1 protein-coding gene is annotated in these 685 nt (G+C 38.7%); it reads right to left on the bottom strand.

What is annotated here, in order from left to right; genetic code table 11:
* Window positions 1–441: 441 nt before the first annotated feature.
* A partial coding sequence (locus KIV40_RS31920; protein ID WP_285353342.1) for a chitobiase/beta-hexosaminidase C-terminal domain-containing protein occupies window positions 442–685 on the bottom strand: 244 nt, incomplete at its 5' end.

Genomic DNA, 685 nt, shown 5'->3' with positions numbered 1-685 from the left:
TTGAGTAATAGGTCGCCTCCCTGGCATGAAATCAATGTTGCTCGAATTAATTTGCGTTTCAAAATAAAAGAATCATCCCAGTGATCTTCCTCACCGTCAAAAAACAATAAGTTATTTTTAACTTTAAATTCATACACTTATAAAAAGTAAAAATAACTAAAAACCATGCACACAATCTAAAAGCCGCTCAAGATCACATTTAATTGCAATGCTCGACAAATTTTAATTTGTTCAATCACACTCGTTTGAGAGTTTTTTATGACGGACTTATTTTTTATCGAAAATAATGAGATCTTCATCACCTTCGTTATGAATCCCTCTCAATCTATAATGTTTAAGGAATAGTCAATCAGGGTTAATGCCCTTTGCGCTTCACATTTAACCAGACACAAAAAAGCTCCCTATGAGAAGGGAGCTTTGTTATTAATTTCGTTTATGCTTTTATTTTACTGTCGTTACTCGGCTTACTCGCTCGCCACTCTCAGAGATTGAACGGATGTAAGTTTCACCTTCAACACTTGGACGCTGGCTGTCGTTGTAAGTTAACCAAGTCTCACCGTCTGCAGAGTATTGCAGCTCTACACCTGGGAACTGAACGTTCATCGCCAGTTTGCCCGACTCGATTTTTGCACCCGGTACTGGTAGGCGGTAGTCGATACCCGCTTTTTCCAACTTAGCCAGTTCA

It is taken from the genome of Vibrio sp. D173a (genome assembly GCF_030248475.1).
This window is presented reverse-complemented; position numbering and strand designations above follow the sequence as displayed.